Below are 23,219 nucleotides of genomic sequence, written 5' to 3'. Positions count from 1 at the left end.
CGATGGCCGCGACGACCGCACCGGGCGCGTCCGGGCCGGGGGGCGACGACCCCCCGGCCACCCGGCCGCTGCGGCAGGACGCCCAGCGCACCGTCGCGCGGGTGGTCGAGGTGGCCACCCGCGTGCTAGCCGACTCCCCCGAGGCGACGATGCAGGAGATCGCCGACGCCGCGGGCCTCGGGCGGGCGACGGTCTACCGCCACTTCGCGACGCGCGAGGACCTGATGGCCGCCATCACCCTCGCCGCGTTCTCCGAGCTCGGCGTCACCCTGGAGCAGAGCCGCCTGGACGAGGGCGACGTCGTCGACGCCCTCCACCGGGCCCTCGAGGCGATCCTCGCCGTCGGCGACCGGTACCGGTTCCTCGCGGAGCGCCCGCACGCCGTCGACTCGCCCGAGAAGCGGGCCGCGGTGCAGGAGCGCTTCGCCCCGGTGGTCGCCCTCATCGCACGGGGCCGCGAGGAGGGGGTCATCGACCCCGGCGTCACGGTCGAGTGGGCGGGCGCGGTGCTCGGCGGGGTGCTGCGCGCCGCCCTCGAGCTGGTCGCCCGGGGCGAGCTCGACCGCGCCGAGGCCCCCGCCCTCATGGTCCGCACGCTGCTCGTCGGGGTCGGCGCGGCCCCCGGCGGCGGGCCTAGTGCGGGTAGGGGTGCCCCGAGCTGATGCAGAGCGCCCGGTAGAGCTGCTCGGCGAGCACCACCCGCGCGAGCTGGTGGGGCATCGTCAGGGGGCCGAGGGACAGCCGCTCGTCGCACTCGGCGAGAAGGTCGGACGAGATCCCCACCGCGCCACCCACCACGAACGCCACGGGGCGGTCCTGCATCCGCCGCTCCAGCCACGCCGCGAACGCCGGGCTCGACGCCGGCACCGGGCCCCCGGGGTCGAGCGCCACCCGCAGCGCGCGCGGCAGCAGCCGCGCCCGCAGGCGCTCCGCCTCGGCGGCGCGGGCGCGCTCCTCCCCCTTCTGGAGCGCCTCGGCGGCGACCTCGTCGACGCGCAACCCGGCGATGCGGTCGACCCGCTCCTCGTAGAGCCCGCCGGCGGCGTCGAGGGGCGGCCGCAGCCGGCCGACGCAGGCGATCTGCAGCCGCGGCGCGCGGCGCCCCAGCTCAGCTCCCCCCGTCCCGGTAGCGCAGCGCCATCCCGATCCGCTCCAGCGCCGTCGGGTGGGTGCCGAACCAGAAGCTCACGGGGGCGGGCGGGTCGGGCACCCCGAGGCTCCGCTCCACGAGCCCCTGCTGCAGGCCGATCGCGGCCTCCGGGTCCCGGGAGAGCTGCAGCCCGCGCCACTCCGCCTCGCGCTCGAACGCGCGGCTGACCCACGTGCCGAGGGGGGCGCTCGCGAACGAGATCACCGCGGCCGCGGCCGCCGTGACGGCGAGGCGCCGCACGACGAGGTCGCAGCCCTCGGGGCCGCGGCCGGCGTGGGCGAAGCCGGTGCGCCAGCCGACGACGGCGAACACCAGCAGGCATCCCGGCACCGCGAGCGCGGCGCCCCACGTGGAGCCCTTCAGCACGTGGCGCCTCTCGACGTGGGCGAGCTCGTGGGCCACCACCATGCGCACCTGGTCCCGCGGGAAGTCCCGCAGCAGGGTGTCGTAGAGCACGATGTGGCGGCTGCCGCCGAGACCCGAGACGTAGGCGTTGGCGGCGGTGGTGCGGACGCTCGCGTCGTTGACCTTCACGTCCTCGGCCTCCACGCCCGCTCGGTCGGCCAGCTCGAGGATCTGCGCGGACAGCGCCGGGTCGCGGAGGGGCTCGGTCCGCTGGAAGATCGGCTCCAGCACGATCGGCGACAGCAGCGACATCAGGTAGACGAACGCACCGACGAACCCCGCGAGCACCACCCACCACGCCCGCGGCAGGCGCGCGATCAGGGCGGCCGCGCCCGCGCCGAGCGCCCCCGTCAGGACGATCGAGATCCCGAGGCCCTTCGCCAGGTCGAGCAGCCACGCCGGGACCGGTTGCGTGACGATGCCGTAGTCGCGGCCCCAGGCGTAGCGGGCGACCGACAGGGGCAGCGCGACGGCGGTCGTGACGACGGCCAGGCCGGCGCCGGTGATCAGCCCCGCCCGCCACGGGCGCGCCCGGGCGGCGCGCACCACGGTGGGGCGCCACCGGCCGCCGAGCAGCGCGACCCCCACCAGTGTCGCCGCGCCGAGCGGCGCCCCGATCGCCGCCATCGTCCACACGCCCCGCCGGTACTCGCGGTTGCCGGCGAGCTCGGCCGGGTCGAACCAGTCGGTGAGGGGGGCCGGGTCGACGTCCGGCACGCCCGAGCTCCAGAGCCGCCACCTCAGCAACGCGACGATCCCGCCGGCCCCGACGACGGCGATCGCCGCGATCCCGGCGGCGCGGCCGCCGTGTCCCCCGGGCAGCCCGCCGATCGGCATGCGCCGCCGTCCTCGCACGCGGCGTATCGTAGCGGCCGACCTCCCGACACCGCGAAGGGCCCGCCACGCCGAGCATCGCCATCCTCAGCGACATCCACGCGAACCGGCAGGCGCTCGACGCCACGCTGCGGGCGGTCCGGGAGGCGGGCGCCGCGACGATCTGGTGCGTGGGGGACGTCGTCGGGTACGGCGCGGACCCCTCCTACTGCCTGAGCACCATCCTCGCCCGGTCGGAACGGTGCCTCGGCGGCAACCACGACCTCGGCGTGACCGGCGAGGTGTCCCTCGACGTCTTCGCCGACCTCGCCCGCGACGCCGTCGTGTGGACCCGCGAGGCCCTCGGCCCGGCGGGCCGCAAGACGCTGCAGCGCCTCTCCCCCGCCGACCCGGACCACGAGGTGCCGATGTTCCACGGCAGCCCGCGCGACCCGGTCTGGGAGTACGTGCTGCAGGTCGAGCAGGCACGGGAGGCGCTGGAGGACCGCCGCTGCCCCCTGACGTTCGTCGGCCACACGCACCTGCCGTCGGCGTGGCGGCTGACACCGGACGGCGCGATGGAGACCCACATCCCGGTGCCGAGCGGCCCGATGGAGCTGACCGAGGGCCGCTGGCTCGTCAACCCCGGGTCGGTCGGGCAGCCGCGCGACCACGACGCCCGCGCCGCGTGGGCCCTCTACGACCCGGAGGCCCGGACCGTCGAGTTCCGCCGCACCCCCTACGACGTCGCCGCCGCGCAGAACGCGATCCTCGAGGCGGGCCTGCCGTCCGTGCTCGCCCACCGGCTGGCCGAGGGGCGCTGACGGCGCCGGCCGCCTACCTCGACCACGCCGCCGCGTCCCCGCTCGACCCGCGGGTGCGGGCGGCGATGCTGCCCTACCTCGACGCGGACTTCGGCAGCCCGTCGAGCCTGCACGAGTGGGGGCGTGCCCCCGCCGCGGCGCTCGCGCGGGCCCGCGGCCAGGTCGCCGCCCTCGTGGGGGCCGACCCCGACCACGTCGTCTTCACCTCCGGCGCCACCGAGGCGCGCAACCTCGCGGTGAAGGGGCTCCGTGCGGCGAACGCCGCCCTCGGCGACGGCATCGTCGCGAGCGCCGTCGAGCACCCCGCCACCCTCTCGGCGTGCCGCAGCGCCGAGCGGGCGGGCGCACGCCTGCGCATCGTCCCCGTCGACGCGGTCGGCCGCATCGACGCCGGGGCCCTCGCGGCGGCGGTCGACGACGCCACCGCGCTCGTCTGCGTCGTCCACGGCCAGCCCGACATCGGGACCCTCCAGGACCTCCCGGCCCTGATCGCCGCGGCCCGCGGCGCCCGCCCCGAGGCGCGGATCGTCGTCGACGCGGGCGAGACGGCCGGTCGGGTCCCGCTGGACGTCGCGGCCCTCGGCGCCGACGCGGTCGTCCTCGGGGGCGGCGCGATCGGCGGCCCGCCGTGGACCGGGGCGCTCGTGGTCCGCCCCGGCGCGCGCCTGCACCCGCTCATCGAGGGCGGGCTGCAGGAGTCCGGCAAGCGGGCCGGGGCGGAGGACGTCCCCGGCATCGCCGGGCTCGGGGCGGCCGCCGCCGTCGCGGCGGAGGGGATGGTGGCCGCGGCGGCGCGCGAGCGCGCTCTGGCGGCGCGCCTGGCGGAGGGCCTGCTGCGGGTGCCCGATGTCCGCCTGAACGGCGACCCCGACCCGGCGGGACGCATCCCCGGGCACGTCCAGGTCTCCGCCGGGTGGGTCGAGGGGGAGAGCCTCTGCCTCGCCCTCGCCGCCCGCGGCGTCGCGGTGTCGCCCGGGTCGGCGTGCACGGCCGACGCCGGCAAGGCCGCGCCCGCGCTGGAGGCGATCGGCCTGACCGCGCCGTGGACGCACTCGGCGATCCTCCTCACGCTGCGGGCGACCACCACCGAGGAGGAGGTCGACCACGCCGTCGCCGCGTTCGCCGACGCCGTCGCGGCGCTCCGCGCGATGAGCCCCCTGACGCCGTGACGACCCGGGTGGTCGACGCCCTCGGCACGTGGTGCCCGGTGCCGATCCACCTCGTCGCCCGGGCCGCCGCCCGCGCCGCCCCCGGCGACGTGATCGAGCTGCTCGCCGACGACCCCCTCATCGCCGTGGACCTCCCCGCCTGGTGCCACACGTCCGGCAACGCGCTCACCGACCTGCGCGACGAGGGCGGCTCGTGGGTGGGCGTGGTGACCGTCGGCGGGGCGCGCGGGCGCGACGTCTAGAATCGCGCGGACCACGGCCGGGGGGGCGCGGGATGCGAGGTGGGACGGCGGCACGGATGGCGTGGGCGGTCGCCCTCGCGGTCCTCTGCCTGGGGGTGGCGGCCTGCGACGACGAGCCGTCGTCGGAGCGCACGGTGACCGTCACCGACCCCGTCGCCGCGACCGCCGCCGCCGCCGCGACGACCGCCCCGGCCGCGACGACGCCCCCCGCCACGACCACCGGCGCGCCCGACACGCCCCTCACCGAGCGCCCCGCCGGCTTCCCGACCACGGGCGAGCGCTTCCTGCTGGCCCGCATCGACCCCGACATCGCCCGCCGGTGCACCCGCGAGGCGCCCGAGGACCGCAGCGACGACGCGATCGCCGGCATCACCTGCGAGACCACGTCGGTGTACGGGGTGCGCTCCTACTTCGAGCTGTTCCGCAACCGGGTCGACATGGAGACCGCCTACGGGCGGTACCGCGACGCGAACGACGTCCCCGTCGCCAGCGGCCAGTGCGTCCCCCCCGGCGGCGGCGGCCACGTGCCCGGCGAGGCGCCCTGGGGGTTCGGGGCGGAGGCGCCGAGCGAGGGGCGCGTGATGTGCTTCCGCGGCGGCGGCGAGATCTGGTTCGTCACCAGCGTCGAGAAGGCCAACATCCTCGCGTTCGCGCGCGCCGAGCGCTTCGGCGCCCTCGACCGCTTCTGGCGCACCGCCGGCATCCCCCGGGCCGAGCCGGTCGGCTGACCTCCGGTCAGGGTCCCAGCAGCGCCGCGGGGACCACGCCGACGCCGTCGGGGCGCCGGTAGGCGTCGGGGCCGGTGGTGACCACGATCGCGTCGGCGAGGTCGTCGCCGAGGCGGTCCGCCAGCCAGTGGAGGTGGCGGACGTCTCCGTCGGTCACCGTCTGCGCCAGCTTCACCTCGATCGCCACCACCCGGCCGGCCCGCTCCACCACGAGGTCGACCTCCTGGCGGCCGCCCTTCGTGCGCAGGTGACCGACGGTCGCCTCCGCGGCCTGGGCGTAGACCCGCACCGACAGGGTCACGAGCGACTCGAACAGGGCGCCGAGCAGCACGCCGTCGCGCGGGATCGGCGGACCCCCCTCACGGCCGGCGAGCAGGTCCCCGGCGTCGACCCCCAGCAGCCGCGCCGCGAGCGCCGGGTCGGCCAGGTGGTGCTTCGGGGGCAGCGCGAGGCGCGCGATGCGGTTGCGGCTCGGCGCCCAGCCGGGGACCGGGTCGAGCAGGAACAGCCGCTCCAGGGCGTCCCGGTAGGGCTGCACCGTGGCGCGCGACGGCTCGGTCCCCTCCCCCGGCGTCGCGGCGCGGCGGATGGTCTCGAAGGTCGCGGTCGTCGCCGTCGCCGCCGCGTACGCCGCCAGCCAGCGCAGCAGCGTCGCGGGGGCGCGCACCCGGTGCCCGGCCTCCTCGACGTCCCGCTCGGCGAGGCGGGAGAGGTACGCGTCGAGCTGCAGGCGGTGGGCGCGGCCGCGGAGGCCCCGCAAGCCGGGGAACCCCGACCGGACGACCTCGTCGGCGTAGTCGGCGAGGCGCAGACCGGTGCCGCCCGACAGGTCGCGGCGGTCCCCGCGCAGCAGGGCCGCGAGGCTCACCGACGGCGCGCCGAGGCCGCGCTCGGCGAGCGCGAGGGGCCGCATGCGCAGCGTCGGGATGCGCCCGGCGCCCGAGTGGGCGGGTGCGTCGCCCGGGGCCGCCGACCCGGTCAGCAGGAAGCTGCCGGGCGGCGCTCCGCGGTCGACCGCGCGGCGCACCAGGTCCCACACCGCCGGGACGCGCTGCCACTCGTCGATGAGCACCGGCGGGGCGCCGTCGAGCATCCGCGCGGGCTCGGCGGCGGCGAGCGCGAGCTGGACCGGGTCGTCGAGCTGACGCACCGTCGCGGCCCGCCGCCCGGCGGAGGCCGTCTTGCCGACGCCCTTCGCCCCCTCCAGCGCGACGGCCGCCAGGGCGGGCAGCAGCTCGTCGAGTTCCTCGTCGACGACGCGGGGTCGGTAGGGCGGCGTCACGCGGCGCACACTACATAAGGTCCACCACTGACACTACATCTGGTCCACTTCTGAGCCGCAACCGGTCCACCGTCCGCCGCTCCGCGGCGGGCGCGCCGCCCGCCGGTCGCCACCGGGGTTGATCCCCGCGGCGCGGTGCGCGGTAATCGTCGGTGGCGGACGGCGAGCGGAGGGAGCGTCGGAGTGCGGCAGTCGGGGCCGGATCCCCCGGGGACCGGTGGCGCGGGGACGGCCGGGCCGGCGCCCGCGCCCGCCCTCGGGCGGTTCCGCCGCCCCTACCCGCTCGTCGGCGAGATGGCGTTCCTCGTCGGCGTCGTGCTCGTCTGGCAGCTCCTGCGCATCCCCTTCGAGGTCCCCGCCGACCGGGCGATCGCCAACGCGCGCCGGTGGCTCGCCCTCGAGCAGGACCTCGGCATCGCCGTCGAACGGCGCGTCGCGGGTGCGCTGGCCGCCCGTCCCGACCTGCGCGACGTGGCGCTCGTCGTCTACCAGCGCCTCGACGCGGCGCTCGTCTTCGCGGTCCTCGCCACCCTCCGGCTGCTCGACCCACGGCGCTACCCGACGGTCCGGACCGCGTTCGTCCTGGTCCACGTCCCCGCGCTGATGGTGCTCGCCCTGCACCCGATGGCCCCGCCGAAGTGGCTGCCGGGGTGGCCCGGTGGCACCACCCCGCCCGTGGACCTGTCGGCCGACCTCCTCAACCAGACGGCCGCGGCGGTCAGCCTGCACGTCGGCATCCCCGTGCTGCTGGCGGTCGCGGCGATCTGGATGCGCCCGTCCTCGCGGCTGGCGTGGGCGACGGTCCTCTACCCGGCCGCGATGCTGTGGATCGTCGTCGCGACCGCCAACCACTTCGTGCTGGACGCCGTCGTGGGCGGCGCCTGCGTCGCCCTCGCCTGGGCCGTCGCACGGGCGGCGCACGGGGCGGTCCCGCCGTCCCCGCCGGAGGCCGGCGCCCGGACGATCGCCCTCGCCGGGCTCGCCTGCGCGGTGCTGCTGCCGGCCGCCAACGCGGTCCTGCTGCGCCTCGCCGCCTGATCGCCGGCGGCGCTCGCAACACGAACAGGTGTTCGCTAGGGTCGGACGATGGGACGCCCCGCCCCCGCCGACGGTCACGCGCACCTCCGCTGGCGCCTCGCCGGCGCGGACCCCGCCCGCCCCGCCCTGCTCGAGACCGCCGAGAGCCACGAGGGACGCGGGGAGCTGGCGGGCCTCGAGCTGCTGCACGTCCGCGCGCGGTCGATCGTCAACCGGGTACCCGAGACGTCGGGCATGCCGTTCCGCTGGACGGTCAACGTGTACCGCGGGTGCAGCCACGGGTGCGTCTACTGCTTCGCGCGCCCCACCCACGAGTACCTCGGCCTCGGGATCGGGGAGGACTTCGACCGGCGGATCGTCGTGAAGGTCAACGCCGTCGAGTGCCTCCGCGCCGAGCTGCGCACGCCGCGCTGGGGCGGCGAGACGATCGCGATGGGCACGAACACCGACCCGTACCAGCCCGTCGAGGGCCGCTACCGCCTGACCCGCGGGGTCATCGAGGCGCTCGCCGAGGCGCGCAACCCGTTCTCGATCCTCACCAAGTCGACCCTGATCGGGCGCGACGTCGACCTGCTCGCGGACGCGGCGACGCGGATGCCCGTCGAGACGGGGTTGTCGATCGGCACCCTCGACGAGGACGTCTGGCGCGCCACCGAGCCGAACACGCCGAACCCCCGGCGCCGCGTCGAGACCCTCGCGCGCCTGCGGGCCGCGGGCGTGCCGTGCGGTGTGTTCATCGCCCCGATCATCCCCGGCATGTCCGACGCGGACGACCAGCTCGAGGAGGTCGTCGCCGCCGTCTGCGGCGCCGGGGCCACCTGGATCACCCCGGTGATGCTGTACCTGCGCGCCGGCGTGCGGGAGCACTACCTGGGCTGGCTCCGGGCGCACCGGCCGGAGCTGGTGGCCGACGCCGAACGCAGGTACCGACGCGCCTACGGGCCGTCGGCCGAACGCGACGCGCTGGCCCGCCGGGTGCGCGCCATGATCCGCGCGCACGGCGGCCCGGAGCCTCGCCGCGAGACGCCGTTCGGCCGCCGCCCGGCCGCCGCGGCGCGGGCCGGGCGGCCGGACCCCCAGCTCCGGCTGCTCTGACCGCCGGCCGTCACCGCCTCCCGCGGTCACGGCCGGCGCGGCGGACCGCGCCGCGCGCCATCAGCGACCCGGCCCGCGCGTGGGCCCGGGCGGCGCGGGCGTCGGCGCGTCGCGCCTGGGCGGCCACCTCGCGGGCGAGCTCCCGCCAGCTCTCGAGGCGGTCCACCGCCAGGTCGCCGCGCTCGACGGCGGCGCGCACCGCGCACCCGGGTTCCGTGTCGTGCCGGCAGTCGGCGAACCGGCAGCCGGGGGCGAGCTCCTCGACGTCGGCGAACGTGATGCCGATGCCGCCCGCGGCGTCGCTCCACAACCCGAGCTCGCGCACGCCCGGCGTGTCGATCAGCGCGCCCCCGCCGGGCAGGGCCAGCAGGTGGCGGGCCGTCGTCGTGTGACGCCCCTTCCCGTCGCCGGCGCGCACCGCGGCGGTCGGCAGGTGGGCGTCGCCGATGAGCGCGTTGGCGAGGGTCGACTTGCCCGCGCCCGACTCGCCGAGCAGCACCACGGTGCGCGCCGGCCGGGCGAGCGCCGCGACGTCGGCGAGGCCCTCGCCGGTGCGGGCGCTCACCGCGATCACGTCGACGCCGAGCTCCCCCACCCGCAGGGCCGCGTCGCGGGCGTCCCCGACGTCGCACTTGGCGAGCACCACCACCGGCACCGCGCCCGACTCCCAGCCGAGGGCGAGGGCGCGGTGCAGCCGCCGCATCCGCAGCGGCCGGTCCATCGCCTGTACGGCGACGACGACGTCGACGTTGGCGGCGATCACCTGCTCGACGTCGGCGCGGCCGGCGGCCCGGCGCGAGATCACCGTCCGGCGCTCCATCACCGCCGCCACCCGCCCGTCGCGCAGCGCGACCCAGTCGCCGACCGCGAGGCCGGGGCCGGCGACGCCGACCGTCCCGGCGGCCGTCGCGACGGCGCCTCCGCCGCGGTCGACCCGGACGACCCGTCCCACGTCGGCGTCGTCGATCCCGAGCGCGTCCCGCTCATCCTGTCTCGCGTCATCCCACCCGAGCGGCGCCAGCGCCGCCCGCACGTCACCTTCATGCACTCCGGGGCTCCCTTCGAGGGGGGCGCCCGGCCTGCGATCGGTCCCGGTGCTAGCGGGGGTGGTGCAGGGGGGCGCCCACGACGGACACGGGCTCGACGGACGGCGACGTGGCCGTCCGGAGCGTCATCGCGATGTCCATTGCGCTGGCCCTCCCTCCGCGCCGGGACGACGTTCTCCCGGATCGCGGCGAGGATACCCCCGGGCGCGGGAACGCCGCAAGTGCCCGCCCGCGACGGCCGCGTATAGGATCGCGCGATGCGCACCCGGGTCGCCGCGGCGGTCGCCGCGATCGCCATCGCCGCCACCGGGGCCGGGGTGGGATGCGGCGACGATGCCGGCGACGCCGTCCCGCCGGAGGTGAGGTCCGCCCTCAGCGACGCCCGCGCGCAGCTCTCGGACGATCTCGACCGGGCGCGCGCCGAGGTCGACGCGGCGATCGACGACGCCGGCCCGGACGTCGCGGCCGCCCGGCGGCGCGCCGAGGAGGCCGTCGCCGACGCGCGGGCCGAGGCCGAGGACGCGATCGACGAGGCCCGTGCCTCGGGCCGGACGCAGGAGGAGGTCGACGCGCTCCGCCGCGACGCCGAGGAGCGGATCGACCGGCTACGCGACCGGATCGAGAAGGCCTTCGGCGACGGCGGCTGACGCCGCCGCCGCGCGCGTCAGATCAGCGGCGTCCCGGTCATGGCGGGGCCCGGGTCCCACCCCATCAGCCCGCAGAGCGTCGGCGCGATGTCGCCGAGGCTGCCGCCCTCGCGCAGGGTGAGGCCGGGCCGGTCGATCCACAACGGCACCGGGTTGCTGGTGTGGGCGGTGTTGGGGCTCCCGTCCGGCTCGATCATGTGCTCGCTGTTGCCGTGGTCGGCCGTGACGCACAGCAGCCCCCCGGCGGCGGCGACCGCCTCCCGCACCGTCGCCATGCACCCGTCGACGGTCTCGATGGCGGAGACGGCGGCGGGGACGACGCCGGTGTGCCCGACCATGTCGGCGTTCGCGAAGTTCACGACGATGAGCTGGTCGGAGCCCTCGGCGAGCGCCTGCACCACGGCGTCGCGGACACCGGTGGCGCTCATCTCGGGCGCCTGGTCGTAGGTCGCGACGTGCTGGGGTGACGGGACGAGGACGCGGCGCTCCCCGTCGAACGGCTCCTCGCGCCCGCCGTTGAAGAAGAACGTGACGTGGGCGTACTTCTCGGTCTCGGCGACGTGGAGCTGGGTGCGTCCCGCGGCGGACACGGTCTCGGAGAGGCCCTGGCGCACGTCCTGCGCCTCGAACAGCACCTCCGCGCGGAACTCGGCCTTGTACCGGGTCATCGTCGTCACGAACGGCAGCGGCGGGTCGGGCCCGCGGTCGAAGCCGTCGAAGTCGGGCTCCGTGAACGCGAGGGTGAGCTGCCGCGCGCGGTCGGGACGGAAGTTGACGTAGAGCAGGGCGTCCTCGGTCCGGACGCGGTTCTCGTGGGGCGGGCCGATGACCGCCGGCTCGAGGAACTCGTCGCTGGTGCCCAGGTCGTAGGAGGCGCGGACGGCCTCGGCCCCCGTGGCGCGGGGCGTGCCGACGCCGTGGACCATGGCGTCGTAGGCGCGGCGGGTGCGGTCCCACCGGCGGTCGCGGTCCATCGCCCAGTACCGCCCGCAGACGGTGCCGACGAACGCCCCCGTCGCCTCGATCTCCTCGACGGCGGCGAGGCCGCTGTCGGGGCGGGTGTCGCGGCCGTCGGTGAGGGCGTGGACCACGACGCGCTCGACGCCGTTCGCGCGGGCGATCCGGATCATGGCGAGCATGTGGCGCTGGCTGGCGTGGACGCCGCCGTCGCCGACGAGGCCGACGAGGTGGAGGGTGGCCGCCCGTCCGCGCGCCAGGAGGGCCTGCATGGCGGGGAGGCGTTCGATGGAGCCGTCGGCGACGGCCTCGTCGACGCGCACCAGCATCTGCGGCACCCGCCGCCCGGCGCCGATGTTGAGGTGGCCGACCTCGCTGTTGCCCTGCTGGCCGTCGGGCAGGCCGACGGGCAGGCCGGACGCGGCGATGCGCGTGGCGGAACCCGTCCGCGCGAGGGCGTCGAGGGCGGGCGTCCGGGCGAGGCTGACGGCGTTGCCGGGCCCCGGCGGACCGATGCCGAAGCCGTCGATGACCACCAGCACGAGCGGTCCCGAGGGCGTCGTGGCCATCGCGGCCTCAGGCCCCCCGCACGATGGCGGCGAACGCCTCGGGGTCGAGGCTCGCCCCGCCGACGAGGGCGCCGTCGATGTCCGGCTGGGACATCAGCTCACCGGCGGTGTCGGGGGTGACGCTGCCGCCGTAGAGGACGCGCAGGGCGGCGCCGTCGAGGGTGCCGGCGGCGACCGAGCGGACGTGCGCGCAGGCCTCCTGGGCGATCTCGGGTGTCGCGGTGCGGCCCGTCCCGATCGCCCAGATGGGCTCGTAGGCGATGGCGAGGCGGCCGACCTCGTCGGCCGCCACGTCGGCGAGGCCGGCGCGGACCTGCCCGGCGAGCCACTCCTCCGTCTCCCCCGCCTCGCGCTGCTCCAGCGACTCGCCGCAGCAGAGGATCACGGAGAGGCCGCCGTCGAGGGCGGCGCGCACGCGGGCGGCGACCTGGTCGTCGGTCTCCCCCGCGGCCCGGCGCTCGGAGTGCCCGATCAGGGTGCCGTCGGCGCCGGTCGCGGCGATCATCGCCGCGGAGATCTCGCCGGTGTGCGCGCCGGAGGCCTTCTCGTGGACGGCCTGGGCGTAGACGCGGATGTGGCTGCCGGACGCCGCGCGGGCGGTCGCCTCGAGCGCCGTCGCCGGCGGGCAGACGGCGACGTCGACGGGCAGCTCGCCGTCGCCGAGGAGGGCCCGGAGGCGCGCGACGGTCTCGCGGGCCTCGACGCCGGTCTTGTTCATCTTCCAGTTCCCCGCGACGAGCGGGCGGCGCTCGCTCATGACGTGCTCGGCAGGGCGGCGACGCCGGGGAGGGTCCTGCCCTCGAGCATCTCGAGGGCGGCGCCGCCGCCCGTCGAGACGTGGGTGAAGTCGTCGACGAGGCCGAACTGCGCGACGGCGGCGCCGGAGTCGCCGCCGCCGGCGACGGTGGAGCCGAAGCATGCCGCCATCGCCTCGGCGACGGCACGGGTGCCGTCCACGAACGGCTCGATCTCGAAGGCCCCCATCGGTCCGTTCCAGAACACGGTCTGTGCGCCCATGATGGCCTCACGGTAGGAGGACGAGGTGCGGGGGCCGATGTCGACGCCCATCCACCCGTCCGCGATGTCGTCGGTGGGGACGACCTCGAGCGCGGCGTCCGCGGCGAAGCGGTCGGCGACGAGGACGTCGACGGGGAGCTGCAGGGCGCAGTTGAGGCGGACGGCGGTCTCCATCAGCTCGGTGGCCTGGGCCTGCCCGTCGGGGCCCTCGTGCAGGGAGGCGCCGACGCTCTCGCCCTGGGCGGCGAGGAACGTGAAGCACATGGCGCCGCCGATGAGGACCCGGTCGCACCGTTCGAGGAGGCTGTTGATGAGCGGCAGCTTGTCGCTCACCTTCGACCCGCCGAGCACGGCGACGAACGGGTGGCGGGGGGATGTGAGGAGCCCCTCGAGGACCTCGACCTCGCGGGAGAGGAGCAGCCCGGCGCGGGCGGGGAGCCGGCGTGCGACGCCCTCCGTGGATGCGTGGGCGCGGTGGGCGGCGCCGAACGCGTCGTTGACGTAGTGCGTGAAGCCGGCGGCGAGGCGGTCGGCGAAGGCGGGGTCGTTGGCCTCCTCCTCCGGGTGGAAGCGGAGGTTCTCCAGCATGACGAGCTCGCCGGGCCGGAGGGCCTCGGCGCGTGCCCGCACGTCGTCGCCGACGCAGTCGGGCAGCAGCTCGACGGTGCGGCCCATCAGCTCCCCGAGCTTCTCGGCGCAGGGGCGGAGCGACAGCTCCTCGACCGGCTTCCCCTTGGGCCGGCCGAGGTGGGAGCACACCGCGACGCCGGCGCCGGCGGCGAGGAGCCGCTCCAGCGTCGGCACCGAGGCGCGGATGCGGGCGTCGTCGGTGACGCGCCCGTCGTCAAGGGGGGCGTTGAGGTCGGCGCGCACGAGGACGCGCGCACCCGACCAGTCGACCCCCGGGTCGTCGATTCCGAGCGGACGCGTCACCGGCGCGCCGCTAGCCGAGGACGCGCTCGGCCAGGTCCACGACCCGGCACGAGTAGCCCCACTCGTTGTCGTACCAGGAGATCAGCTTCACGGTGGTGCCGCCGCTGACCATGGTGAGGCTCGCGTCGAACAGCGACGACCGGGGGTCGCCGACGACGTCGCGGGAGACGATGGGGTCCTCGGTGTAGCCGAGGATGTCGACGAGCGGGCCGGATTCGGCGGCGGCCGCGAACGCGGCGTTGACCTCCTCGACCGTGGTGGGGCGGCTCACCTCGGCGACGAGGTCGACGACGGAGCCGTCGGGCGTCGGCACGCGGAGGGCGATGCCGTCGAGCTTGCCCTTCATGGAGGGGATGACCTCGCCGATGGCGCGGGCGGCGCCGGTCGAGGTGGGGATGATCGAGAGGGCGGCGGCGCGGGCGCGGCGGAGGTCGCTGTGGGGGGCGTCCAGGATCCGCTGGTCACCGGTGTACGAGTGGCATGTCGTCATGACGCCGCGCTCGAGGCCGAAGTTGTCCATGAGGACTTTCACGAGCGGCGCGAGGCAGTTGGTCGTGCACGACGCGTTCGAGATGACGTGGTGCTTCTCGGCGTCGTACTCGTCGTCGTTGACGCCCATCACGACGGTGAGGTCGGGGCCCTTCGCGGGGGCGGAGATGATGACCTTCTTCACGCCGTCGCGGAGGTGCAGGGCGGCCTTGTCGCGGTCGGTGAAGAAGCCGGTGCTCTCGATGACGACGTCGACGCCGACGGAGCCCCAGTCGATGTTCGCGGGGTCCCGCTCCGCGAAGACGCGCACGTGGGCGTCGTCCACGTGGATGTGGTCGTCGTGTGCGTGCACGTGACCCGGGTACCGCCCGAAGACCGAGTCGTAGTCGAGGAGGTGGGCGAGGGTCGTGGTGTCGGTGATGTCGTTGACCGCCACGATCTCGACGTCCGTCTCTCCCAGCGCCGCGGCGCGGAAGACGTTGCGCCCGATGCGGCCGAACCCGTTGATGCCCACGCGTACGCTCATACGGCGCGATCCTCCCAGTCGAAAAGGGTCGCCAATCTACCAGTCAACCGCCCGGCCCCGGGCAGGAGCCCCCCGTGACCCGACGCCACCTCGCCGCGTGCGCCCTGCTGCTCGTCGCGCTCGCCGGGTGCGGGACGGGTGACGGGTCCCCGGACGGGGGTGGCGGAGGGGGTGCCGCGGCGGGCGGAGGCGGCTCCGGCGACGGTGCGTCCGGTGACGGCGTGACGGGGGCGCGGGTGGTGCGCGTCGTCGACGGCGACACCCTCATCGCCCGCCTCGGCGGGGCCGGTCCGGGCGGCGGGGGCGGCGGGGGCGGCGAGGAGCGGGTGCGCCTGCTCGGCGTGGACGCGCCGGAGAGCGTCACCCCCGACCGCCCCGTCGAGTGCTTCGGCCCCCAGGCCGCCGCCGAGCTGCGGAGGCTCCTGCCGGAGGGCACGCCCGTCCTCCTCGCCGTCGACCCCTCCCAGGGACGCGAGGACCGCTTCGGCCGCCTCCTCGCCGAGGTCACCCGCGAGGGCGCCGCCACGACCGTCAACGTCCAACTCGTCGCCGAGGGCTTCGCCGAGGTCTTCCGCGGTGACGGCCGCGGGCGGCTCCAACCCACCCTCCGCTCCGCCGAACGCGACGCCCGCGACGCCCGCCGGGGCCTCTGGGGGTCCTGCCGGCGCTGAGGGAAGCGCCGAGGTCCGCAGCGTTCGCGGGTCGGGTCCAATTGGCCGCGGGGTCGCCGGTCAATTGGCCACGGGGGTCGACGGTCGATTGGCCGCGGGGTCGCCGGTCAATTGGCCACGGGGTCGCCGGTCGATTGACCGTGGGGCGGAGGTCCATTTGCCACGGGGGCGTTGGTCAATTGACCGTGGGGCGGAGGTCCATTCGGCCGCGGCGGCACGAGGGGCGGCGGTCGCCCCGGAGGGGCGGATCCGGGAGGCGTTCGACCGGAGGGTGTTCCCCGGGAACGCTCGGGGACCGGGTCGGGGCGTTAACGACGTCGGGGGGCCCGGAGGCCCCCCGACGGTGACGCGATGTTCGCGGTGCTGAGGCCTAGGCCTCGGCGGTGGTGGCCTTCGGCTTCGGGGTGACGGCCGCCGTGATCTTGGCGGACACGAGCCCGAGGATGACGCCGCAGACCAGCGTGACGAACACGGAGAACCAGACCCACGGCCAGGGCGTGCTGAGCAGCCCGCCGGCGGCACCCGTGCCACCGGTACCCGGGGCGGCGGCGAGGAACTCGTCGCCGGACAGGGCCGAACCGGACACCGGCTCGGGGACGTAGCCGTCGAGGCCCGTCGCGATCCACCAGACGAAGACCGACGCGAACGCCGGGAAGGTGCCCGCGACGTAGTACCAGTCACCCGCCACGAGGATCATGACCAGGATGAAGGCGAAGATGCCCACCCACAGGGCGATGCCCCAGAACTCCGGACCACTGGTGTCCGTGCCGGCGATGTACTCGGAGATGTTCGAGTCAGCCGTCTTGAACGACAGCGGCATCGTGATGAGGGCGGCAACCGTGCCGAACACGCAGGCGAGGAAGATCTTGCCGAAGGCGGCGTTGTCGCCACCCGCCGCGAAGAACAGGCCCCACGAGATGAACGCGATCGGGAGGATCAGGTGGAAGTTCTGGGGAACACCGAAGCCGACGAAGTCGCCGTCGCCCGAGGTGACCCAGTTGAACGTGAAGTTGAGCGAGAGCTCCGTCCAGAGGAAGGACAGAACACCGATGACGATCGCCAGGGGCGCGATCGCCTTAGCGCGTGCGCTCATTGAGGCGTTTGCTCCTTGTGAGAAGTACGGGAGGGCGCGCCGCCGGAAAAGAAGACGAGTGGTGACGACGCAACCACGACGGAGGCCGGGCCCCCGTCGCGCGGCCAGTGTACGGCCGCCTGAGTGTTCGTGGCAACCGTTGCATGTCCTCTCGCGACCGCGTAAGGGAACGGCCGCTCAGCGCGTCGCGGTCTCCCGCACCAGGTCGATCAGCGCGGCCGCCAGGGCCGCCGGCGAGTGCCGCACGGCGGAGCCCTCCTCCGCGAACGGACGCGCCACGACCCGCACCCCCAGCGCCTCGAGGGCCGCCGCGTCCGCCCGGACCGGCTCCTGCCCGAGGCGGGCGTACGCCTCCAGCGCCACCGCGTCGAGCGGGCCGTCGTGCACCAGGACGACGTCGACGCCCCCGGGGACGGCCTCCAGCACCCGCGACACGTGGTCGGCGGCGTCCATGCCGTCCGTCTCCCCCGGCTGGGTCATCACGTTGCAGATGTAGACCCGCGGCGCGGTGCTCCGCGCGACCGCCGCCGCGATCTCCGGCACCGCGAAGTGCGGGAGGACGCTCGTGAACAGGCTCCCCGGCCCCAGCAGGACAACGTCGGCGTTGTCGATCGCCGTCACCGCCGGGGGGTGGGCGCCCGGCTCCGGCTCCAGCCACACCCGGCGGCACGCCCCGCTCCCCGACGCGATCCGGGTCTCGCCGCACTCGCGGGTGCCGTCCTCCCGCTCCGCCCACAACGCCACGTCCTCCAGCGTCGTCGGCAGCACCCGACCGCGGATCTTCAGGACCCGGCTGCACTCCTGGATCGCCAGGTCGAAGTTCCCCGTCACCTCCGACAACGCCGCCAGGAACAGGTTCCCGAACGGGTGCCCCGACAGGTCGCCGTCCGCGAAGCGATGCTGGAAGAGACGCCCCATCAGCGACTCGTCGTCGGCGAGCGCCACCAGGCAGTTGCGGATGTCGCCCGGCGGCAGGATGTTCAGGTCGCGCCGCAGGCGCCCCGACGACCCCCCGTCGTCCGCCACCGTCACGATCGCGGTGATGTCGAGCGGCGCCCGCTTCAGCCCCCGCAGCAGCGACGCCAGCCCGGTCCCGCCGCCGAGGGCCGCGATGCGGGGCAGCCGGCTCACGTGGTCGGGTCCGCCGAGGGACGCTCGATGTGGCGGTGGGACGTGCTGACCTCGTGGTCGCGGGCGTACCGTCGGGCGAGCATCTCCGAGATCGCGACGCTCCGGTGGCGGCCCCCCGTGCAGCCGATCCCGATCACCACCGACGCCTTCCCCTCCTGCGCATAGGCGGGCAGCAGGAAGTCGAGGAGCGATTCGAGGCGCTCGCGGAAGTCGTCCATCCCGGGGGCGGCGGCCACGAACTGCGCGACGGGGGCGTCGAGGCCGGTGAGGGGCTTCAACGCCGGGACGTAGTGGGGGTTCTGGAGGAAGCGGACGTCGAAGAGGAGGTCGGCGTCGCGGGGGACGCCGTGCTTGTAGCCGAACGACGCGAACTGGACGTGCATCCGCCGCCGGCCCTCGGGGGCCATCAGGGCCTCCGTCACCCGTCGCCGCAGATCCCAGATCGACAGCCCCGTGGTGTCGATGACCACGTCGGCCCGCTCGCGGACGTCGCCGAGCTCCGACCGCTCACGGGCGATGCCCTCCGCCACGCTCCCCCCGAGGGGGTGCGGGCGCCGCGTCTCGCGGAAGCGGTTGAGGAGGGCGTCGTCGGACGCCTCCAGGAAGACGACGCGCGGCCGGACGCCGGTCGCGCCCTCCACCCGTCCCAGCACCGGCTCGAGCTCCTTGAACCAGACGCCGCCGCGCACGTCGCACACCACCGCGGCCCGGTCGACGCTCGACCCCTCCAGCAGCACCAGGTCGGCGAGGGCCGGCAGCAGGCCCGGCGGGAGGTTGTCGACGCAGAACCACCCGGCGTCCTCGAACGTCCCCATGGCCTTGCTCTTCCCGGCGCCGCTCATGCCGGTGATGATCGTCAGCTCCACGCGGTCCCCTCCCCGCGCCCGCCCGCCACCGGGGCCGCCTCGCGGGGCCCCGCCGTGCGGTGCAGGCGGTCGTAGACGTCACGTGCCACCTTCGACGGCACCCCGGGCACGGCCTCCAGCTCCTCGCGGCTCGCCGACAGGAACCGGTCCGTCGAGCCGAAGTGGCGCAGGATCGCCGCCTTCCGCGCCGGCCCCACCCCGGGGAGGGCGTCGAGGACGCTCTCCGTCATGCCGCGGCCGCGCCTGTTGCGGTGGTGGCGCAGGGCGAACCGGTGCGCCTCGTCGCGGATGTGCTGGAGCACCCGCAGCGCCGACGACCCCTCGTCGAGGAGGAGCGGGTCGGAGCGGCCGGGGCGGAACACCTCCTCCCGCTTCTTCGCGAGGCTCACGATCGGCACGCCCGACACGCCGGCCTCGCGCATCCCCTCCATCGCCGCGGCGAGCTGGCCCTTGCCGCCGTCGATCACCACCAGGCCGGGGCGCGCCGCGAACGACGGGTCGTCCTCGGGGTCGAGCAGGCGGGCGAACCGGCGGCGCAGCGCCTCCTGCATCCGGGTGAAGTCGTCGGGACCGCCGTCGTAGCGCATCGTGAACGTGCGGTAGTGCGACTTCGCGGGGGCGCCGTCCTCGAAGACGACCATCGACGCGACCGCGTACGTCTCGCCGAGGTTGGAGATGTCGTAGCACTCGATCCGCAGGGGCGGCGCCGGCAGGTCGAGGCGCTCCCGCAGGTCGGCGAGGGCCTCGCGCCGCCGCCCGCGCGCCTGCTCGTGGCGGCGCTGGTCCTGGTCGAGGGCGAACCGGGCGTTGCGCGTCGCGAGCTCCGCGAGCTTGCGCTTGTCGCCGCGGGACGCCGCCCGCGCCTCCACCCGGCTGCCGCGCCGGTCGGAGAGCAGCGCCTCGAGGTCGGGTCCCGCCGCGCTGTCCTGCGGGAGCACCACCAGCGTCGGGATCGCGAGCGCCATCGCGTAGTACTCGTAGGCGAACTGGACGAGCACCTCGGCCTCGTCCTCCTCGCCGGCGACGTCGAGGAAGAAGGACTGGCGGTCCTGGAGGACGCCGTCGCGGACCTGCAGCACCTGGACGTTCGCGGACTCGCCGTCGACCGCGATGCCGAGGACGTCGGCCGTCCCCACCGACCCGGCGGTCGCGAACTGGCGCTCCATCAGGTGGCGCATCGCCTGCAGTCGGTTGCGGATCGCCGCGGCGCGCTCGAACTCCTGGGCGACGGCGGCCCCGCGCATCTCCGCCTCGAGCTCCCGTTCGAGCCCCCGGTACCGGCCCGACAGGAACGCGATGATCTTGTCGATCAGCGCCCGGTACTCGTCCTTCGAGATGTAGCCGACGCACGGCGCCAGGCACCGCTTGATGTGGTAGTCGAGGCACGGCACGCCGGACGGCCGGCCCGGCTCCCGCCCCTCGCACGGGCGGCTCGGGAAGATCTTGCCGATCAGGTTCAGCGTCTCCCGGACCTTGTACGCGTTGGAGAACGGCCCGAAGTAGAGGCGGTCGCGGCGGTGCTTCTCGCGGGTGAAGTAGACGCGCGGGTAGTCCTCGTCGAGGCTGATCCCGATGTAGGGGTAGCTCTTGTCGTCGCGGAGCCGCACGTTGAACGGCGGGCGGTGGCGCTTCACGAGGTTCGCCTCGAGGATCAGCGCCTCGCTCTCGGAGCCGGTCACGAACGTCTCGACGCTCGCGATGCGCCCGACGAGGTCACCGGTCTTCGGGTGGAGCCCGGACCGCACCGTCATCGGCCAGCCCGACACGTCCTCACCGGGGCGCAGCGGCGCCTGGAAGTACGAGAGGACGCGCTTGCGCAGGGACTTCGCCTTGCCGACGTAGAGCACGCGGTCGGCGTCGTCGCGGTAGATGTAGACCCCCGGCCCGGTCGGGAGTGCCGCCAGCTGGGCGCGCAGGGTCGTCGAGTCGCTCACTCCCCCCAGGATAGGCGGGGGCTCAAGCCGGAGCCTCCCCGGCGGCGACGCGCGACCGCCGACCGGTGGCGCCCGCCGGGCGCGGGGAGGACGATGCGGGGCGACGACCCCACCCGACGCGGGAGCAGGGACATGGACCCCACCGTCACGGACCCCGGAAAGTACGTCTGCCTGTTCGAGAACGACCGCGTGCGGGTGCTGGCCTACACCGACGTCCCCGGCGACGCGACGCATCTCCACTCCCACCCCGACAGCGTGATGATCACCCTCGCCGGGTTCCGCCGGCGGCTGATCATGGGCGACGCGACCCGGGACGTGACCCTCGAGCCGCACGAGGTGCGCTGGCTCGATGCGCAGGAGCACCGGGGCGAGAACATCGGCGACACGCCGAGCCACGCCATCTTCGTCGAGTTGAAGGAGGGTGCCGGCCCGCCGCCGGAGGGCACCCCGCCGCTCGGACCGTCGTAGCCCGCCGCGCCGCTAGACGAACCTCCCCTCGACGCGGAGCAGGGCGACCCCTCCCCCGCCCCCGGTGAGCATCGCCGCCCCACCGGCGAGGGCGAGGATGCGCGCGACGTAGGCCTGCGTCTCGGGGTACGGCGGAACCCCGCCGTACCGGCTGACCGCGCCGGGCCCCGCGTTGTACGCCGCGAGGGCCGGCGGGATGGAGCCGAAGGCACGCATGTGGCCGGCCAGCAGCCGCGCCGCCGCCGGGATCGCCTGCGCCGGGTCGAACGGGTCGCGCAGGCCCATCCCCGCCGCCGTGGCGGGCATGAACTGGGCGATCCCCTGCGCCCCCGCCGGGCTGACCGCGCGGGGGTCGAACCCCGACTCGGACCGCAGCAGCGCCGCGAGCAGGACCGGCGCGAGGCCCTCGCGGGTCGCCGACTCCACGATCGGCTCGCGGTAGGCGGCGGGCACCCACTCGGGCAGCGCCGCCGCGCCCCCGGCTGCCGCCGTCGCGTCGTCCCCGCCGTCCCGTTCCCCCGCCGCCCCGCACCCCGGGACGTAGCCCCAGTGCCAGGGCTCCCAGGAGTACCGCTGCACGAACCCGAACCGCCCGCCGTTCACCGCGAGCCACGCGTGAGCGCCGTCGCCGCCCGCCATGTTGAGGTCGAGCTCGGTGGCGTCGCGGTGGCGGCTGCGCCCCGGCGGCGCGACCCACCGCGGGTCGGGGTGCCGCGCGAACAGGACCGCCTGCTCGGCGTCGCTGCGGAAGCCGCTGGTCACCACCAGGTCGATGCCCTCCGCCCGCGCCGCCGCGTCCATCAGGTCGAACGCCGCCGCCACGGCGGGGCACATGGGGCGGCCGTCGCGGTGGACGAGGGGCCCCGAATAGCCCCCGCCGGTCGCCCAGCCCGTCGGTGACGCCACCGCACCCCGCCCCACCACCAGCCCCGCCCGCGCCGTCGCCCGCACCCGGGTGCCGTGGGGCCCCGGGGCGCTCACCACCACCTGCACCGCCGTCGGCGGCCACACCCCGTCGCCGAGGGCCACCGACTCGAGGCGCCCGCCGGACCCCGCCGCCGCCGCACCCGCCACCCGGCGGATGCGGGCCGCCACCGCCGCCCGCTCCGCCGGCCCCTGCGCGTCCGCGGCGCCGAGGCCCGCCCACAGCTCCCGCGCCCCCGACAGGGCCGCGAGGTCGGCGGCGGTCTGGGCCCGGGCCGCCGCCAGCGGGACCCTCCCCAGGGCGAACGCCGCGACCGCCGCGAGCAGCACCAGCACCCCCGCGACGAGGACGAGCGGCATCGCCTGGCCAGCCTGGGGTCGCGCTCTCCGCCCCGAGACGGGGTGACATACGGACCGGACCGTGCCGCGTCCTCGGCAGACGGATGCCGTGGCTGTCCGGGGATGGGTCACTCCCCCACGGTGACCCCGGGCCGCACGCGGTACATCGCCGCTCTGTGCCAGAAGTGCGTCGCGACGGTGCCGTCTGCCGTGCGGCCGACGGCAGGACCGGGCGCCCCGGCCGTTGAACTCCGTGGGGTGGACGGGGAGTTCTTCGCGAGCGCCGACGAGTTCGAAGCCTGGCTCGAGGCCAACGGCGCCGACGCCGACGAGGTGCTCGTCCGGATGGCCAAGAAGCACACCGGTGTCGCGTCGCTCGACTGGGCCGGCGCGGTCGACGTGGCGCTGTGCTTCGGCTGGATCGACGGGCGCTCGAAGCGCATCGACGACGACTGGTTCGTGCAGCGCTTCACGCCGCGTCGCCCACGGAGCACGTGGTCGAAGGTCAACCGCCGGAAGGTCGAGGCGCTGATCGCGGCGGGCCGGATGCGGCCCGCCGGCCTGGCCGAGGTCGAACGGGCCAAGGCCGACGGCCGCTGGGAGGCCGCGTACGACGGCATGGCCACCTCCACGGTGCCCGATGACCTCGCCGCGGCGCTCGAGGCGGCGGGCCTCACCGACGCGTTCTCGGCGCTCGGCGGCCAGAACCGCTACGCGATCCTCCACCGCGTGCAGACGGCCCGGACGGCCGAGACACGCGCGCGCAGGATCGCGAAGTACGTCGGGATGCTCGCGGACGGCGAGACGCCCCACTGACGGCCGGGACGAGCGGCATCGCCTGACCGATCGGTCCGTGACGCCGG

24 protein-coding genes are annotated in these 23,219 nt (G+C 75.9%); 11 read left to right on the top strand and 13 right to left on the bottom strand.

Annotation, left to right across the window (positions count from 1 at the left end; all coding sequences use genetic code 11):
- The first annotated feature begins 2 nt into the window (after positions 1–2).
- On the top strand, positions 3–662 hold the full coding sequence (locus tag IU369_RS06400) for a TetR/AcrR family transcriptional regulator (protein ID WP_217923737.1): 660 nt from the start codon (positions 3–5) through the stop codon (positions 660–662).
- Here IU369_RS06400 and IU369_RS06395 read toward each other — a convergent pair.
- Both IU369_RS06395 and IU369_RS06390 read right to left on the bottom strand, forming a co-directional pair.
- Positions 634–1,062 (bottom strand): 23S rRNA (pseudouridine(1915)-N(3))-methyltransferase RlmH, encoded by a 429-nt coding sequence (locus IU369_RS06395; protein ID WP_246551450.1) that lies wholly within the window; start codon positions 1,060–1,062, stop codon positions 634–636. The two genes, IU369_RS06400 and IU369_RS06395, sit on opposite strands and share 29 nt — an antisense overlap.
- A 46-nt stretch (positions 1,063–1,108) precedes the next feature.
- Entirely contained in the window at positions 1,109–2,392 is a 1,284-nt protein-coding gene (locus tag IU369_RS06390) for a M48 family metalloprotease (RefSeq protein WP_217923736.1), read from the bottom strand.
- A 74-nt stretch (positions 2,393–2,466) separates the two neighbouring features.
- Between IU369_RS06390 and IU369_RS06385 the strand changes: the two genes are divergently transcribed.
- The 4 genes from IU369_RS06385 to IU369_RS06370 are packed head-to-tail and all read left to right on the top strand — an operon-like array spanning position 2,467 to position 5,331.
- Positions 2,467–3,192: a metallophosphoesterase family protein gene (locus tag IU369_RS06385; protein ID WP_217924338.1), complete on the top strand. Its 726-nt coding sequence runs from the start codon at positions 2,467–2,469 to the stop codon at positions 3,190–3,192.
- Entirely contained in the window at positions 3,189–4,361 is a 1,173-nt protein-coding gene (locus tag IU369_RS06380; protein ID WP_281426229.1) for a cysteine desulfurase family protein, read from the top strand. The genes IU369_RS06385 and IU369_RS06380 overlap by 4 nt, the downstream gene beginning before the upstream one ends.
- Complete coding sequence (locus IU369_RS06375) at positions 4,358–4,603, top strand: sulfurtransferase TusA family protein (RefSeq protein WP_217923734.1); 246 nt, start codon at positions 4,358–4,360, stop codon at positions 4,601–4,603. The genes IU369_RS06380 and IU369_RS06375 overlap by 4 nt, the downstream gene beginning before the upstream one ends.
- Positions 4,604–4,659: 56 nt before the next feature.
- Positions 4,660–5,331 (top strand): hypothetical protein, encoded by a 672-nt coding sequence (locus tag IU369_RS06370; RefSeq protein WP_217923733.1) that lies wholly within the window; start codon positions 4,660–4,662, stop codon positions 5,329–5,331.
- A gap of 7 nt (positions 5,332–5,338) precedes the next feature.
- Here IU369_RS06370 and IU369_RS06365 read toward each other — a convergent pair whose 3' ends face one another.
- Positions 5,339–6,613 carry an ATP-binding protein gene (locus IU369_RS06365; protein WP_217923732.1) on the bottom strand — a complete coding sequence of 425 codons (1,275 nt, stop codon included), beginning with the start codon at positions 6,611–6,613 and terminating at the stop codon, positions 5,339–5,341.
- A gap of 183 nt (positions 6,614–6,796) precedes the next feature.
- On the opposite strand from IU369_RS06365, the gene IU369_RS06360 reads away from it, so the two are divergent.
- Complete coding sequence (locus IU369_RS06360) at positions 6,797–7,651, top strand: phosphatase PAP2 family protein (RefSeq protein ID WP_217923731.1); 855 nt, start codon at positions 6,797–6,799, stop codon at positions 7,649–7,651.
- 48 nt (positions 7,652–7,699) lie between these two features.
- The gene (locus IU369_RS06355; RefSeq protein WP_217923730.1) at positions 7,700–8,746 is read left to right on the top strand and encodes a radical SAM protein; all 1,047 of its coding nucleotides are present in this window, start codon (positions 7,700–7,702) and stop codon (positions 8,744–8,746) included.
- Between the two features lie 10 nt (positions 8,747–8,756).
- Here the strand turns inward: IU369_RS06355 and rsgA are convergent, their stop codons facing one another.
- Positions 8,757–9,794, bottom strand: coding sequence for a ribosome small subunit-dependent GTPase A (gene rsgA / locus IU369_RS06350; RefSeq protein WP_217923729.1), 1,038 nt, complete (start codon positions 9,792–9,794; stop codon positions 8,757–8,759).
- A 255-nt stretch (positions 9,795–10,049) separates the two neighbouring features.
- On the opposite strand from rsgA, the gene IU369_RS06345 reads away from it, so the two are divergent.
- Positions 10,050–10,439, top strand: coding sequence for a hypothetical protein (locus IU369_RS06345; protein ID WP_217923728.1), 390 nt, complete (start codon positions 10,050–10,052; stop codon positions 10,437–10,439).
- A 17-nt stretch (positions 10,440–10,456) separates the two neighbouring features.
- Here IU369_RS06345 and gpmI read toward each other — a convergent pair whose 3' ends face one another.
- The 4 genes from gpmI to gap are packed head-to-tail and all read right to left on the bottom strand — an operon-like array spanning position 10,457 to position 14,930.
- Entirely contained in the window at positions 10,457–11,965 is a 1,509-nt protein-coding gene (gene gpmI / locus IU369_RS06340) for a 2,3-bisphosphoglycerate-independent phosphoglycerate mutase (RefSeq protein ID WP_217923727.1), read from the bottom strand.
- Positions 11,966–11,972: 7 nt separating this feature from the next.
- Positions 11,973–12,722, bottom strand: a complete 750-nt coding sequence (gene tpiA / locus IU369_RS06335) for a triose-phosphate isomerase (protein WP_217923726.1) — start codon at positions 12,720–12,722, stop codon at positions 11,973–11,975.
- The gene (locus tag IU369_RS06330) at positions 12,719–13,915 is read right to left on the bottom strand and encodes a phosphoglycerate kinase (protein WP_217923725.1); all 1,197 of its coding nucleotides are present in this window, start codon (positions 13,913–13,915) and stop codon (positions 12,719–12,721) included. Before IU369_RS06330 ends, tpiA begins: the two co-directional genes overlap by 4 nt.
- A gap of 10 nt (positions 13,916–13,925) precedes the next feature.
- Positions 13,926–14,930 (bottom strand): type I glyceraldehyde-3-phosphate dehydrogenase, encoded by a 1,005-nt coding sequence (gap, locus tag IU369_RS06325; RefSeq protein ID WP_217923724.1) that lies wholly within the window; start codon positions 14,928–14,930, stop codon positions 13,926–13,928.
- A gap of 74 nt (positions 14,931–15,004) precedes the next feature.
- On the opposite strand from gap, the gene IU369_RS06320 reads away from it, so the two are divergent.
- A complete protein-coding gene (locus IU369_RS06320; protein WP_217923723.1) occupies positions 15,005–15,601 on the top strand; it encodes a thermonuclease family protein in 597 nt (198 codons plus the stop codon).
- A gap of 370 nt (positions 15,602–15,971) precedes the next feature.
- Here IU369_RS06320 and IU369_RS06315 read toward each other — a convergent pair whose 3' ends face one another.
- The 4 genes from IU369_RS06315 to uvrC form a co-directional block, all read right to left on the bottom strand.
- On the bottom strand, positions 15,972–16,694 hold the full coding sequence (locus IU369_RS06315) for a DUF1097 family protein (RefSeq protein WP_217923722.1): 723 nt from the start codon (positions 16,692–16,694) through the stop codon (positions 15,972–15,974).
- A gap of 177 nt (positions 16,695–16,871) precedes the next feature.
- A complete protein-coding gene (locus IU369_RS06310) occupies positions 16,872–17,825 on the bottom strand; it encodes a gluconeogenesis factor YvcK family protein (protein WP_217923721.1) in 954 nt (317 codons plus the stop codon).
- Positions 17,822–18,691 (bottom strand): RNase adapter RapZ, encoded by an 870-nt coding sequence (rapZ, locus tag IU369_RS06305; RefSeq protein ID WP_217923720.1) that lies wholly within the window; start codon positions 18,689–18,691, stop codon positions 17,822–17,824. Before rapZ ends, IU369_RS06310 begins: the two co-directional genes overlap by 4 nt.
- Positions 18,682–20,625 (bottom strand): excinuclease ABC subunit UvrC, encoded by a 1,944-nt coding sequence (gene uvrC, locus IU369_RS06300; RefSeq protein WP_217923719.1) that lies wholly within the window; start codon positions 20,623–20,625, stop codon positions 18,682–18,684. The genes rapZ and uvrC overlap by 10 nt, the downstream gene beginning before the upstream one ends.
- Positions 20,626–20,757: 132 nt before the next feature.
- On the opposite strand from uvrC, the gene IU369_RS06295 reads away from it, so the two are divergent.
- Positions 20,758–21,093, top strand: a complete 336-nt coding sequence (locus IU369_RS06295; protein ID WP_217923718.1) for a cupin domain-containing protein — start codon at positions 20,758–20,760, stop codon at positions 21,091–21,093.
- 12 nt (positions 21,094–21,105) lie between these two features.
- Here the strand turns inward: IU369_RS06295 and IU369_RS23545 are convergent, their stop codons facing one another.
- Positions 21,106–22,377 carry a transglycosylase SLT domain-containing protein gene (locus IU369_RS23545; RefSeq protein ID WP_217923717.1) on the bottom strand — a complete coding sequence of 424 codons (1,272 nt, stop codon included), beginning with the start codon at positions 22,375–22,377 and terminating at the stop codon, positions 21,106–21,108.
- A 237-nt stretch (positions 22,378–22,614) separates the two neighbouring features.
- On the opposite strand from IU369_RS23545, the gene IU369_RS06285 reads away from it, so the two are divergent.
- On the top strand, positions 22,615–23,172 hold the full coding sequence (locus IU369_RS06285; RefSeq protein ID WP_217923716.1) for a YdeI/OmpD-associated family protein: 558 nt from the start codon (positions 22,615–22,617) through the stop codon (positions 23,170–23,172).
- Positions 23,173–23,219 lie beyond the last annotated feature (47 nt).

Source organism: Miltoncostaea oceani (assembly GCF_018141545.1).
Classification (GTDB): Bacteria; Actinomycetota; Thermoleophilia; order Miltoncostaeales; family Miltoncostaeaceae; genus Miltoncostaea; species Miltoncostaea oceani.
The sequence above is the reverse complement of the archived record's forward strand: the minus strand, read 5'-3'. Positions and strand labels throughout refer to the sequence as shown.